The 13,404-nt window shown below is 68.2% G+C and carries 13 protein-coding genes; 4 read left to right on the top strand and 9 right to left on the bottom strand.

The features are described from left to right. Window positions 1-56: 56 nt before the first annotated feature. The 7 genes from Ga0609869_RS11910 to Ga0609869_RS11880 all read right to left on the bottom strand — a co-directional run bounded on the left by Ga0609869_RS11910 (window position 57) and on the right by Ga0609869_RS11880 (window position 7,322). Window positions 57-941: an alpha/beta fold hydrolase gene (locus Ga0609869_RS11910; RefSeq protein ID WP_125404150.1), complete on the bottom strand. Its 885-nt coding sequence runs from the start codon at window positions 939-941 to the stop codon at window positions 57-59. Between the two features lie 33 nt (window positions 942-974). After that, window positions 975-1,907 carry a homoserine O-acetyltransferase MetA gene (gene metA, locus Ga0609869_RS11905; protein WP_125404149.1) on the bottom strand — a complete coding sequence of 311 codons (933 nt, stop codon included), beginning with the start codon at window positions 1,905-1,907 and terminating at the stop codon, window positions 975-977. 44 nt (window positions 1,908-1,951) lie between these two features. Next, on the bottom strand, window positions 1,952-2,812 hold the full coding sequence (locus tag Ga0609869_RS11900; protein ID WP_125404148.1) for an ATPase: 861 nt from the start codon (window positions 2,810-2,812) through the stop codon (window positions 1,952-1,954). 68 nt (window positions 2,813-2,880) lie between these two features. Continuing rightward, the gene (locus Ga0609869_RS11895) at window positions 2,881-4,032 is read right to left on the bottom strand and encodes a hypothetical protein (RefSeq protein WP_125404147.1); all 1,152 of its coding nucleotides are present in this window, start codon (window positions 4,030-4,032) and stop codon (window positions 2,881-2,883) included. Window positions 4,033-4,110: 78 nt separating this feature from the next. Continuing rightward, the gene (locus Ga0609869_RS11890; protein ID WP_125404243.1) at window positions 4,111-4,959 is read right to left on the bottom strand and encodes a DMT family transporter; all 849 of its coding nucleotides are present in this window, start codon (window positions 4,957-4,959) and stop codon (window positions 4,111-4,113) included. Between the two features lie 418 nt (window positions 4,960-5,377). Continuing rightward, window positions 5,378-6,943 carry a glutamine-hydrolyzing GMP synthase gene (guaA, locus tag Ga0609869_RS11885; RefSeq protein WP_125404242.1) on the bottom strand — a complete coding sequence of 522 codons (1,566 nt, stop codon included), beginning with the start codon at window positions 6,941-6,943 and terminating at the stop codon, window positions 5,378-5,380. Window positions 6,944-7,037: 94 nt separating this feature from the next. Further along, the gene (locus tag Ga0609869_RS11880) at window positions 7,038-7,322 is read right to left on the bottom strand and encodes a hypothetical protein (RefSeq protein WP_125404146.1); all 285 of its coding nucleotides are present in this window, start codon (window positions 7,320-7,322) and stop codon (window positions 7,038-7,040) included. A gap of 348 nt (window positions 7,323-7,670) precedes the next feature. Here Ga0609869_RS11880 and Ga0609869_RS11875 point away from each other — a divergent pair, with 348 nt between their 5' ends. Continuing rightward, entirely contained in the window at window positions 7,671-9,224 is a 1,554-nt protein-coding gene (locus Ga0609869_RS11875) for a trimethylamine methyltransferase family protein (protein WP_125404145.1), read from the top strand. Between the two features lie 7 nt (window positions 9,225-9,231). On the opposite strand, the gene Ga0609869_RS11870 is transcribed toward Ga0609869_RS11875, so the two are convergent. Next, entirely contained in the window at window positions 9,232-9,528 is a 297-nt protein-coding gene (locus Ga0609869_RS11870) for a DUF6477 family protein (protein WP_125404144.1), read from the bottom strand. A gap of 225 nt (window positions 9,529-9,753) precedes the next feature. Here Ga0609869_RS11870 and Ga0609869_RS11865 point away from each other — a divergent pair, with 225 nt between their 5' ends. Next, window positions 9,754-10,869 carry a DUF6456 domain-containing protein gene (locus tag Ga0609869_RS11865; protein ID WP_125404143.1) on the top strand — a complete coding sequence of 372 codons (1,116 nt, stop codon included), beginning with the start codon at window positions 9,754-9,756 and terminating at the stop codon, window positions 10,867-10,869. A 60-nt stretch (window positions 10,870-10,929) separates the two neighbouring features. Here the strand turns inward: Ga0609869_RS11865 and Ga0609869_RS11860 are convergent, their stop codons facing one another. Further along, complete coding sequence (locus Ga0609869_RS11860; RefSeq protein WP_125404142.1) at window positions 10,930-11,649, bottom strand: VIT1/CCC1 transporter family protein; 720 nt, start codon at window positions 11,647-11,649, stop codon at window positions 10,930-10,932. A 248-nt stretch (window positions 11,650-11,897) separates the two neighbouring features. Between Ga0609869_RS11860 and Ga0609869_RS11855 the strand changes: the two genes are divergently transcribed. Together Ga0609869_RS11855 and lipA are read left to right on the top strand one after the other, a co-directional pair. Then, complete coding sequence (locus tag Ga0609869_RS11855; protein WP_125404141.1) at window positions 11,898-12,197, top strand: hypothetical protein; 300 nt, start codon at window positions 11,898-11,900, stop codon at window positions 12,195-12,197. A gap of 171 nt (window positions 12,198-12,368) precedes the next feature. After that, on the top strand, window positions 12,369-13,343 hold the full coding sequence (gene lipA, locus Ga0609869_RS11850) for a lipoyl synthase (protein WP_369022862.1): 975 nt from the start codon (window positions 12,369-12,371) through the stop codon (window positions 13,341-13,343). The last annotated feature ends 61 nt before the right edge of the window (window positions 13,344-13,404 follow it).

The following is a 13,404-nucleotide window of genomic DNA, read 5'->3' as shown; positions in this document are numbered from 1 at the left end:
ACCCGTGCAATGCCATTGCCCCAGCATATAGCGGCCCGGCGGGTGCGGGCCAGACCTCAGCGGCCGGGCTGCAGCCGCCCGGCGCGGTTCGCGGCGCGGTCGATGGCCGCGATGGCCTCTTCGGGGCGGGCATGGTGGGGCATGTGGCCGACACCGGGCAACTCGGTCAGGCGGGCCGAGGGTACGCGCGCGGCGAAGGGGCGCGAATGCACCTCGATCGGCACGATCTCGTCGGCGGTGCCGTGCACGATCTCGATCGGCACCGACAGGCCGGGATAGCGCGGCGCCATGGCGGCGAGATGGGGCTTCAGCCCGTTTACCTGCCGGACATTGGCCCTGAGGGCCTGCGGACGCAGCGACAGCTCGATCCCCAGATGCGCGGCATAGCCCGCGGGCGGGTGCTGGGGCGCGAAGATCTTGTCGAGCACCGGGGCCGCCAGCCGACGGGGCACCAAAGCCGCGACCAGCGGCACCACCACCGCGCCGCCGATGCCCGACGCGGCGATCTGGTACCACGCGCCCAGCCCGCCCTTCCACGGCATCAGCGCGCCGGCCAGCGACACCAGGCCGGCCACGTTGGCGGGGTGGTTCAGCGCCCAGGCCATGGCGACGGCGCCGCCATAGGAATGGCCAACGAGGATCGCATCCTTCACCTCCAGCAACTCGGCCGCCTCGGCCAGCACGGCGGCCTGTTCGATGGGGGATTCGCCGTTTTCGTGCAGCGGCGTGCTGTGGCCAAGACCGGGCCGGTCGAAGGCGATGACGCGGTAGCGCGGTGCCAGGCGCCCGACCAGGTGAAAGGTGAAATCGCGCAGGTTGCCGCCCGCGCCATGGATCAGCACCAGATCGGGCCCCGTGCCCTGAACATGGGCATGGACCTGCCCGCCGCGGATCGACAGCAGACGGCCGGACGGGTCGGGCGGGTCGGCGCGGCGCAGCATGATCGGGCCTTTCGGTTGGGCCGCGCGGGCGGCTCAGCCGGGGGCGGTGCCGATGCGCGCGATCTCGTAGGGGGTGGTCTGGTAGATCTGGTTTATCCAGTTGCCATATAGGAGATGCGCGTGGCTGCGCCAGCGGTTAAGCGGCCGGCGCGTCGGGTCGTCGCCGGGGTAGTAGTTGACCGGCACATCAATGGCCGCACCCGCCGCGGCATCGCGGTCGTATTCCTGTTTCAGCGTGTCGCTGTCATATTCGAAATGGTTGAAGATATAGAGCGCCTGGTGGCCCTCGTCCTCGACCAGGCAAGGGCCGACCTCGTCGCTGCCCAGAAGCGTGGTCAGCCCCGGCGCGGCGTCGATTTCGTGCTGGCGCATCTCGGTCCAACGGCTGACGGGGATGACGAAATCGTCCGAAAAACCGCGCAGATAGGGCGAGGCGGGCGCGAGGTTGGCATGCCGGAAACACCCGAAGGCCTTGGCCTCGAGCATGTGCTTTTCCACACCGTGGAAGTAGTTGATCATCGCCATGCCGCCCCAGCAGACGCCGAAGGTCGAATGCACATGGGTCTGGGTCCAGTCGAAGACGCGGGTCAGCTCATCCCAATAGGTGACATCGGGGAAGGGCAGATGCTCGATCGGCGCGCCGGTGATGATGAGGCCGTCGAACTTTTCGCCGCTGGCCGCGATATCTTCGAAGGGGCGATAGAACGCCTCCATATGTTCGGTCGCGGTGTTCCTGGTGCGGTGCTCGGTCATGCGCACGAGGCTCAGCTCGATCTGCAGCGGCGTGGCGCCGATCAGCCGCGCGAACTGGATCTCGGTCTGGATCTTCTTTGGCATCAGGTTCAACAGACCGATGCGCAGGGGCCGGATATCCTGCCGCGCCGCCGCCGCCTCGCCCATGACCATCACGCCCTCGCGCGTCAGCACGTCGAAGGCGGGCAGGTCCGAGGGCAGCTTGATGGGCATGGGGCAGGGGGCTCCGTTTCAGGACGCTGGAAATAGGGGTGTCGTCAGCGGGACTCAAGGGCCTCGGCAATCAGCGCCTCGAAATCGGCCGGGGTCTTCACCGCGGCCACGTCCTCGGCCAGGACCGTGACGCCCCAGTTTTCGGCCATGGCGGCATAGCGCGGCTGGCGATGGGCCAGGGCGCGGGCATAGGTCCAGCGCACGAAGGCGTCGGGGTCGACCTGCGTTTCGCCGAGCCTGTGGGTCTTGAGGTAGTCCTCCCACGCGGCGCGCAGGAACTCGGGCTGGTAATACATCGGCTTGGGCGCGCGGTCGAAGCGGCGGACCAACTCTTCGGTATGCGCGTCCGAGCCCTTGATCCAGACCAGCAGCAGGTTGTCCGAAAGCGTTTTGAGCACCGGGTCTTCGGGGTTTTCGGGGGCGACGACCTCGCAGATCGACCCGCCCGAGTCGCACACGAAATGGGCGTAGCCGTAAAGCGACCCGGCCTTGTCGATAAACCGCGGCGTATCCATCAGCGCGGCGATCTCGGCCTCGCGGTGCTGTTCCTGCCGGCGCATGTATTCGGCGAAGGGCAACCCGCCCCTGTCCGGCGCGCCGGGCTTGCCCAGGTAGGTGGAGAGCGGCGCGAGATTGTGGAACGTGATGTTGGAGGCGATATACACGCTGTCGGTCAGCAGCAGCTCGCGCAGCAGCGGCACCTTCATCGCCTCGCGCTTGAAATTGTCGGCGATGTGTTCGCCCATGTAGCGCGTGCCGATGCGGTAGTCGATCGAGTAGTGGAACCATTCGCCGCCGCCCCGCAGCATGGCCGAGACATGGGTCTTGCCCAGGCCCGACATGCCGAACAGCAACACCCGCTTGTGGGCGCAGTCACGCCAGTCGTCCGCGCATTGATAGATCATCGCCCGCCCTCTCTGTCTCGGGCCTCTCCTAGCCAGAGGGGGCGGGGCGGTCAAATCCTATGCGCCGATCAGAACCGGTAGGCCACCTTTACACCCACACCCAGCCCCTCGTTATCCTCGAACTGGCCGAAGGTCGTGCCGGCGGGGGCGCCCAGTGCCGGGGGCGGCTTGGTCTTGGCGTCGCCGATCCAGAAATAGCGCACCGCGCCGGTGATCTCGACCTTGCCGGTGGTGTAGGTGGCCGCCAGCCCGAGGCTGGTCAGACCGTCGCGCGGCCCGAGGTTGCCGGCGAACCCGCCATTCTGGGGCTCGTGCGAGGCGGTGATGGCGCCCGACCAGTGGTCGGAAAACCGCCGCCCGACGCCGATCTGGTAGGTGATGCGGTCCTCGTCGAAACTGACCAGCGGCTCGCCCACGCCGGCGACGTAGATCGTCGGCGCGATCTGGAACTCCGACCAGTCGACCCAGCGCACCGAACCGAAAACCAGCGTGTCGCGGGCGATGCCGGTCTGGAATTCCAGGTTCACCGATTGCGGGAACTCGGTGGTGAAGTCGGTCATGGTCGCGGGAACGCCGTCGACGGGCGCGGCCTCGGTCGCCCCGAAATCGGTCGTGATCGCCGAGTTGTAGGTCAGCGCGACGCGCAGGGCGATCTCCGGCCGCTCATAGGCAACGCCCAGCAGATATCCCAGATCGGTCTCGGTCGAGGTGTCCAGCGTGTAGCCGTTGAACAGGCCGACATCGCCGCTGACCTTGAGCATCCTGAGACCGCCGAAGACGCTTATCCCGCCGTCGAGCCTGTAGCGCAGCATCGCGGTGGCCGCCTGGCTTTCCAGGTTGGCGGTCGATCCGCCGAAGGCAAGCGACGAGCCGCCATAGAGATAGCCGGTGTCGGGGCCGTAATCGACCGCCGCGCCGAACGGGCTGTCCAGCACCAGCGCTGCATCCATCCGGTCGTTGAGGCGGGTCTTGAACCCGAGGCTGGCGGCCGTGAAATCACCCGTCATGTCGCCGGAACTGGCGCCGGCGGGGCTGGTCGGGCCAACCGCGAAGGCCTGCGTGCCGCTGATATCGGCGAAGAGATGCCCAAAGGTGAACTCGACGTAATTGCCATCCTGAAACAGGATCCCGGTCGATTGCGTCGTTCGCTCCACCCCGCCGGCAAAGGCGGCTCCCGCTCCCAGCAGCGCCAGCCCGGCTGCCCCGACATATCTGTGCATCTGTCCCCCCAGAGTTGTATTTGTTCGGGCCCCAACGCTACCTAGCCGGGATTTTGTCGGTCAATCAATAACGCTACGTCAACCGACGCTGCGTTGTTTCGTCCTCCTTGTCTCGGTGCGCAGGTTCATCAGGTTCGCAGAGAAGATGACGGCGGCGCCCAGGAACACCGCCGCCTCCAGGGGTTCGCGGTAAAATGCCATGCCGACCAGCGCGATGACCGGAAGGCGCAGGAAATCCATCGGCATCACGATGATCGCCGGGGCAAGCGCCAAAGCCCGTGTCAGGCAGAAATGCGCGAACAGCCCCGCGCAGCCGATGACCGCCAGCCACGGCCAGGCCGTGACGCTGGGCCAGGCGATGTCGAAATCGGCCCCGGCGCAGGCCAGACCCATCGCGGCCTGCATCACGGTCAGCCAGAACAGGATGCAGGTCACGCTTTCGGTCCGGGTCAGCCGCTTGGTAAAGACCGCCGACCCGGCAAAGCCCAGCGCCGCGCCGAGCGCGGCCAGCGCGCCGGGTTCCAGCGCCGCGGGGTCGGGCCGGGCGACGATCAGGATGCCCACGAACCCGACCATTGCCGCCAGCGCACGGCTGCGGGTCAGCCGCTCGCCCAGGATCAGCGGCGCCAGCACCGCCACCCAGAGCGGCGAGGTGAATTCCAGTGCGAAAACCTGCGCCAGCGGGATCGCGGTGAGCGCGTAAAACCACAGGTTCTGTCCGGCGAAATGGCTGATGTTGCGCAAGATGTGCAGGCCCGGCCGGCGGGTCGGCACCTGGTTCAGCGTGCCCGCGGCGCGGCCCACGGCCACGACCAGAACGATGCCGATCAGCGAGCGGTAGAACAAAAGCTCGAACGTATCGAGCTCGATCTGCACCGCGCGCCCCGCGACGGCCATCGAGGAAAACGACGCGATGGCCCCGGTCATCCAGGCCGTGGCACGCAGCGTGGCGGGCGGGCTCACCGCGCCGCCCCGGTGCAGCGGCCGCCGAGCCGGCCGAAACGGCCCGCGGCTTTGGCCGGCAGCGTGGCAACCGCAATGCAGAGGCAGGCAAGGGTATGGGGCAAGGCGTTTTTTCCCGTGGCGCGCCGGCCCAGAGGACCCGAGCCCGCCGCGCGCGTCAAGCACCCCCAAGCACGGAAACAGCTCGTTACGCTGGCGCGGCGCGCCCATGCCCCCGGCCATGCCGCACCACAAGTGCCGCGGTCTGCCGGTCAGGCCGCCCGACAGCCGTCAACGCCGCGGGCAGCCCCATGCCGGCCGCTCCATCCTCGGGCAGGGGGCGCCGTCGCGCCCATGGGCGGCACCGCCGCGATGCGTACCCGTGCCAGCACGGCGCGGCGGATCACTCCCATTCGATGGTGCCGGGGGGTTTCGATGTGATGTCGTAGGTTACCCGGTTGATCCCCTTGACCTCGTTGATGATCCGCGTGGCGGTCTCGCCAAGGAAATCATGGGTAAACGGGTAGTAATCGGCGGTCATCCCGTCGACCGAGGTGACGGCACGCAGCGCGCAGGCGTAATCGTAGGTGCGCCCGTCGCCCATCACGCCGACGGTGCGCACCGGCAGGATGGCGACAAAGGCCTGCCAGATCTCGTCATAGAGCCCATGCTTGCGGATCTGGTCGATATAGACGGCATCCGCCTTGCGCAGGATCTCCAGCTTTTCGCGGGTGATCTCGCCGGGGCAGCGGATCGCCAGGCCCGGGCCGGGGAAGGGGTGGCGGCCGATGAAGCTGTCGGGCAGCCCCAGCTCGCGGCCAAGCGCGCGCACCTCGTCCTTGAAAAGCTCGCGCAGCGGTTCGACCAGCTTCAGCCCCATCTTCTCGGGCAGGCCGCCGACGTTGTGGTGGCTTTTGATCGTGACCGAGGGGCCGCCGGAAAACGACACCGATTCAATGACATCTGGGTAAAGCGTGCCCTGGGCCAGGAACGCGGCCCCCTCGATCTGGTCGGCGTATTTCTGGAACACGTCGATGAACAGCTTGCCGATGGTCTTGCGCTTGACCTCCGGGTCGGACACGCCCTCGAGCGCGCCGAGGAACAGATCGGTTTCATCGGCATGGATCAGCGGGATGTTGTAGTGGTCGCGGAACATCGTGACCACTTCCTCGGCCTCGTTCAGCCGGAGCAGGCCGTGATCGACGAAGACGCAGGTCAGCTGCTCGCCGATTGCCTCGTGGATCAGCACCGCTGCGACCGAGCTGTCGACGCCGCCCGACAGGCCGCAGATGACCCTGGCATCGCCGACCTGGTCGCGGATCTTCTGGATCGCCTCGTCGCGGTAGGCGCCCATCGTCCAGTCGCCGGAAAACCCCGCGAGCTTTACGAAATTCTCGTAAAGCGTCTTGCCGTTCGGGGTGTGGTGCACCTCGGGATGGAACTGCACCGCGTAGAACTGGCGGTCAAGGTCGCCCACGATGGCGAACGGCGCATTGGGGGATGTGCCGAAAACCTCAAAACCCGGCGCGATTTCAGCCACATGGTCGCCGTGGCTCATCCAGACCTGTTCGCGGCCCGTTCCGTCCAGGAACCAGCCGTTCAACAGGTCGATGCGCTGGTCGGCGGGGGTGACGTAGGCGCGGCCGAACTCGGCCGTGCCGTGGCCGCTTTCGACCCGGCCGCCGAGCATCTGCATCATCACCTGCTGGCCATAGCAGATGCCCAGAACCGGCACGCCAAGGGCGAACACCTTTTCCGGCGGGCGGGGGCTGGCGTCGTCCAGCACCGAGGCCGGGCCGCCCGACAGGATCACCGCCTTGGGCCGGTACGTGTCGAGAAACGCGTCGGTCACACTCTGGAACGGGTGGATTTCGCAATAGACGTTCAACTCGCGCAGGCGACGGGCGATGAGCTGGGTCACCTGGCTGCCGAAGTCGACGATCAAAAGGCGGTCATGGGTGCGTGTCATGGCCACCTGATAGGGCCGGTCCCGCCCCCGCGCAAGGGGCGCGCAGGCGCGGGCCGGCATCGCCTGCCAGCGATGGGTCATGCCGATGACGATTTCATGCTGCTTCATCCGCAGTTTGACCGGCTGGCTGGACGTATGCGAGGGGCTGGCGACGGTCACGCCTGACTCGAAGGCGCGGGGTTAGAAGACTGTAAAGAAACACTTGTCGTTCGGCCAGTAACTGGCCGCCAAGGAGGCCGTGCCATTGCGGCGGCGCCGGGGCCAGCACGTCGACGAGCGTCTGGTCGCCGTCGATGAACCCGGTCGCGTAGCTGAGCCCGCCAGGCAGAGCCCACTTCTTGTCGGCCCGCCAGATCGCGCCGACCCGCACCACATCCATGTCGTTCCAGCCGAAGCCCGGATCGTCATCGGTGCAGAAGCGGCGGTGATATCGTCGTGCGTGTTTCCAACCGCTTTGACGTCGCTTTAGAAAGGCCGCTGATACTCGGCCGTGAAGGTCAGGTCAGGGCGCGTCGCGGGGGTATGGGCGAGCCTCTGCCGCGTGTTTCGGGCGCCGGTGCGTTAAAGCCAACGACGAAACCAGACATTCGGATGTCTTTCGGTTATCCCCGCCGGTCCCGATGTCGCTGACGGGCCCGGAAGGGCCGCAATTTGTGGCGTGCCCGCGAGGGTTCGTGCCTAGAACATGTGAAAGACGGCGCCGGGGCATTTCGCGGGAGGTAAAGCGATGGCCGAGAGTCAGGACGGGGTGGCGCGGCGCGGACGTCGCGGCGGCGGCGGCGCGGCCATGCGCGCGGCGCGCAGCGCGGTCAGCATCGAGACCGCGCGCTTCATCGAGCGGCGCATCCCCGATTTCGAGCTGCTGACCGAGGAGGCGCTCGAGATCATCGAGGCCAACGCCGAGATCTTGCTCGAAGAGATCGGCGTGAATTTCGTGGAGAACCCCGCCGCTCTGGACCGCTGGCGCGACGCCGGCGCCGACGTTCAGGGAGAGCGGGTGCGGCTGCCCCGCGGCCTGGCCCGTCAGCTTTGCGCAACGGCCCCCGCCCGGTTCACCCAGCATGCCCGCAACCCCGCGCGCAACGTCGAGATCGGCGGGCGCAGCCTGGTGCTGGCCCCGGTTTATGGCCCCCCCTTCGTGCGCGACCTTGCGGGCGGGCGGCGCTACGCCACGATGGAGGATTTCCGCAAGTTCGTCCGCTTGGGCTACATGTCGAAATGGCTGCACCATTCCGGCGGCACCGTGTGCGAGCCCACCGACGTGCCGGTGAACAAGCGCCATCTCGACATGCTGCTGGCGCATATGACGCTGAGCGACAAGCCGTTCATGGGGTCGGTGACCGAGCCCAGCCGCGCCCGCGATTCGGTGGAAATGTGCGAAATCCTGTTCGGCCGCGACTTCATGGCCGAAAACACGGTTCTCACCTCGCTGATCAACATCAACTCTCCGCTGACCTTCGACGCCACGATGATGGGCGCGCTCGAGGTCTATGCCGCGGCGAACCAGGCCTGCATCGTCTCGCCCTTCATCGTCGGCGGCGCGATGGCGCCGGTCTCGGTCGTGGGCACGCTGACCCAGGTGCTGGCCGAGGTGATGGCGGGCGTGGCCTATTCCCAGCTTGTCCGGCCCGGCGCGCCGGTGATCTTCGGCGCCTTCGTGATGTCGATCGACATGAATTCGGGCGCGCCCACCTTCGGCACGCCGGAGGCCAGCCAGATCCTCTACGGGGCCGGGCAGTTGGCGCGCCGTCTTAATCTGCCGTTCCGCTCGGGCGGGGGGCTCTGCGGATCCAAGCTGCCGGATGCGCAGGCGGCCTACGAGACGGCGAACACGCTCAACGCGGCGCTGCTGGGCGGGGTGAACTTCATGCTCCACGCCTGCGGCTGGCTCGAGGGCGGGCTGGTGGCCAGCATCGAGAAATTCGTGATGGACGCCGACCACCTTGGCGCGCTGCACAAGATGGCCGCGGGCGTGGCTCTCGATACCGAGGCCCAGGCGATGGACGCGCTGCGCGAGGTCGGACCGGGGGGCCATTTCCTGGGCTGCGCCCACACACAGGCGCATTTCAAAGAAGCGTTCTGGCGCTCCGACCTGTTCGACTACAAGCCCTTCGAGACGTGGGACGAAGAGGGCGCGCGCTCAACCGCCATGCTGGCCAGCGAGCGCGCCGCGAAACTGCTGGCGCAGTACCAGCCGCCGCCGCTGGACCCCGCGCTGACCGAGGCGTTGACCGCCTTCGTGGCCGAGCGCAAGGCATCCCTGCCCGACGCCTTCGTCTGAGGCCGGATCAGCCCGCCGGCCCGTGCCGGTCCGCGATCAGCATCGCCTCGCCCATCATCGCGATCAGCATGTCCACGTGGCGCGCCGGGCTGTAGCCGGCGGCGCCGGCCTGCCGGGCCGCCTCGATCTCGGCCTCGCAATCGACCAGCGCGGCCAGCGCGTGACGGGGGCTGGCCGGTCGGCGCCCGTGAAGGATGCGCGCAAGGTCGCGGTCGCGGCGGTACTCGCCCAGCCCGTGCCGTGCCGCACGGACCAGAAGACGCGGACGGCGCAACTGGCCGAGGGTGGTTTTCAGATCGGTCATGACGATGGTCTCCGCAAGAGGTGCCGGCCCCCTGTGTGGCACAACCTTAGCGGGTGTTGCGTGTTTCAGGATAACGCCGCACGCGCGCGTAAGAGAAGTTTATCCTTTAGAAACAATGATTGCCGAAGTGTTACGCGTTAACGAAACGGTAAGAAAAACAACCATGAAGTGCGTTCGCCCAAGGTTCGGCATGTCGCCGGCCCGCCCGGGCACAGGGGGACACGGATGACTGCCGGACCGTGCAAGACCGGACCCGCACCCAGTTGGGTGCCGCTGCCGGTGCATCGCTACCTGAGCCATGTGGAGGGCGGGCGCTCGCTGCGCGCGCTCGCCCAGGGCGCGGGGTGCCACGCCTCGACGGTGCTGCGCCAGGTGCGCCGCACCGAGGCCCGCCGCGACGACCCGCTTGTCGATTCCGCGCTCGCCCGCCTGGCCGCGCTACACCGATCTCCTTCCGTTACGAAGAAAGGCCACCCGATGACAGCAGCGTTCCGCAAGGCCCCCGGGGCCGCCGACGAGACGACGATCCAGACCGAGGCGCGGCGCGTGCTGCGCCGGCTGAACGAAACCGGCGCGTTCCTCGCCATTGCCCGCGACATGGAGCGCGCGGTGGTGCTGCGCCGCCAAGCCGACGGCGGCAGCGCCCGTGTCGCCGTTCTCGACCGCGCGGTGGCCGAAGCCTTCGCGCTGAAGGACTGGATCGCCTGCGCCTCGCGCGGCAAGGTCCTGACCTACGAGATCACCCCGGCCGGGCGCGCCGCGCTGAAGCGCATGCTGGCCGAGCAACGCGGCGCGGCGCCCGGCTTTGCCGAGGCCGCGGCGCCCTTCGGCGACCAGCACCGCGAGATCGGGTTGAAAAAGCTGCGCGCGACCGGCGATGCGCCGGCCGAGCGGGTGCGCATGAACCTCGCCGAATCGCCGCTGGCCGCGCTCGCCCGCCGCAAGGACAAGGACGGCCGGCCCTTCCTCGCGCCCGAACTGGTCGCCGCGGGCGAGCGGCTGCGCGAGGATTTCGAGGTTGCCCAGATGGGCCCCCGCATCACCCAGAACTGGGACCGGTTCCTCACCGGGGGCGAACGCGGCGCGATGGGATCGGGCGACGGCCCAGCCCGCGGCCCCGCCGCCGCGCGCGAGCGTGTGGCCGCGGCGCTGCGCGATCTCGGCCCCGGGCTGGGCGACGTGGCGCTGCGCTGCTGCTGCTTCCTCGAAGGGCTGGAGACGGCCGAACAACGCATGGGCTGGTCTGCCCGGTCAGGCAAGATCGTGCTGCGCATCGCGCTGCAACGGCTCAAGCGCCATTACGAGCGGCAGCAGGGCGGCGGCGCCGATCTGATCGGGTAGGGGGCCTGTTGGCGGGGGCGTCCGGTCGGGGCAGAGAGGGTCGCGCACGGGCACCGCCCTTCAGCCCCCCACCGCCGCGCCCACCGCAAACGCCACCACCGCGCAGACGCTGCCCACCAGCACCGTCTCGCCCACAGACCGGCCCAGCCGCAGCCCCGTCGCGTTCCAGCGCAACAACCCCAGCGCCACCAGCGCGGCCAGCGTCGCCCCGGCGGACAGCATCATGGTGGTGGCATCGGCGGGCCGCAGGAAATACGGGACCAGCGGCACCACCCCGAAAACGACGAATGAGAAAAAGGTAAACAGCCCGTTGATCGCCGGGCTGTCGCCGTCGGGATGGTCGAGCCCTTTGTCGTAACGCATCAACAACTCCGCCATCAGCGCCGGGTTGCGCGCCAGGATCGCGCTGGCCGCCTCGGCATCGCTCGACGACAGCCCGCGGCCCTGCAACAGCCCGGCCAGCCGTCCGCGGGCGTGGCCGGTGTCGTGGCGCACGTGGCGCAGCGTGCCGGCATGTTGCGCGGCGTAGAGGTCGCGCTGCGCGCGGCCGGACAGGAATTCGCCCAGCCCCATCGACACCGCGTCGGCAAAGAGGTTGGCCAGACCGAAGACCAGCACCGCCAGCGCACCGATTTCGGCCACCCCCTCGGCCCGCGCCCCGGCAAAGCCCGCGACGATGGCAAAGGTGGTCACGATCCCGTCATTGCCGCCATAGACGATCTGCTTCAGGAATTCCTGGGTTCGGCCCAACCGGGGGGCCGTGCCTGGGTCGGGAACCATGGCGCTCGCTCCGCGTTCTTCGGCGACCATAGCCGCGCTGGCCGCGCCGCCACAAGCGCGGTGCCGCCGCAGCCATTTCGCAGCGGCGAGAGGGCGATGTAACGGCACGGGCCGGGCCTGGGCGCGCTTTTGCCACCAATGGCGTGCCCTGGCCGCTTCCATCGGCGATTTCTGCACAATAGGACGAATTTTCGCCACAGTTCTGTGGCCCTATCCTGGCAAGGACGATCTGCGTGAGGAATAAATAGATGAATCCCCTTAAAGATTTTGTCGGTCATCAATACGCCCCCGGCGCCGCGCCGGATTGGTACCAGGCCTTTTCCAACAACCTCTCCGCCCTCTCGATGACGCCGGAATCCTTCTCGGCGGTCCTGTGCGGCATGGCGTTGCTCTACCTCGTTGTGTCGCGCACCAGCCGCCGGCTGGCGGTCGACACCGGCGGCGGCCAACTGATCCGCGAGCTTGAGCGCGAAACGCGGATGCGGGCCTTCAGCGACACCGCGTTCGAATTGCGCCTGCGCCACGCGGGCGGCCACCGCGAGACCTGACCGGCGCCCCTCCACGCCGTTTGCGTTCCCGCTCCGCTCCTGTCCTCCCCGCCGGCCGGGCCTCCCAGGCCCCGCCGGCGGGGTTTTCTTTGCGTGCGCCTTGCCGCGCGAGCAGGCGCCAGGGGCCGGCGGCATTGGACAAGCCCGGCCAGAGACATTAAGTCGGGTGCAATGACAGGAGGCCCCATGCGCCCGCGCGATCTGACCCAGCCCGCCCTGCGCCACCCCGAAAAGGCGCACCGGCCCGATGCCGCCCAACAGCCCAAGAAACCCGCCTGGATCCGCGTCCGCGCGCCGGGCGGGCAGGGCTACCGCGATACCCACAAGGTGATCCGCGAACACGGGCTGGCGACCGTCTGCGAAGAGGCCGGCTGCCCGAACGTGGGCGAATGCTGGGCCCATGGCCACGCCACGATGATGATCATGGGCGAGATCTGCACCCGCGGCTGCACCTTCTGCAACGTGGCCACCGGCCGGCCCGATACGCTGGACGCGTTCGAACCGGGCCGCGTGGCCGACGCCGTGCAGAAACTGGGCCTCAACCACGTGGTGATCACCTCGGTCGACCGCGACGACCTCGACGATGGCGGGGCCGAGCATTTCGCCCAGACCATCCGCGCCGTGCGCCACCGCGCCCCCGGCACCACGATCGAGGTGCTGACGCCCGATTTCCTGAAATGCCCCGACAGCGCGCTCGAAACCGTGGTCGCGGCCCGGCCCGATGTCTTCAACCACAATCTCGAAACCGTCCCCGGCCTCTACCCGCAGGTGCGCCCCGGCGCGCGCTATTTCCACTCGCTGCGCCTGCTGCAGCGGGTCAAGGAGATCGACCCGGGCCGCTTTACCAAGTCGGGCATCATGGTCGGCCTCGGCGAAGACCGCCAGGCCGTGCACCAGGTGATGGACGATCTGCGCGCGGCCGATGTCGATTTCCTGACCATAGGGCAATACCTGCAACCCACCCCGAAACACCACGCCGTCGCCCGGTTCGTCACGCCCGACGAGTTCGCCGCCTATGAAAAAGCGGCCTATGGCAAGGGCTTCCTGATGGTTTCTGCCACGCCCCTGACACGGTCTTCCTACCACGCGGGCGAGGATTTCGCCCGCCTGCGCGCGGCTCGGCAAGACCGCCTCGGGCGGGGCTGATCGCGGCGCCCTGCTTCTTCTTGGCCGAAATACCCGATCGCGCCGGGGCCATCGGCGCCGC

Source organism: Rhodovulum iodosum, assembly GCF_041020385.1.
Classification (GTDB): domain Bacteria; phylum Pseudomonadota; class Alphaproteobacteria; order Rhodobacterales; family Rhodobacteraceae; genus Rhodovulum; species Rhodovulum iodosum.
Note: the sequence above shows the minus strand (reverse complement) of the source record. Positions and strands in the feature narration are given on the sequence as shown.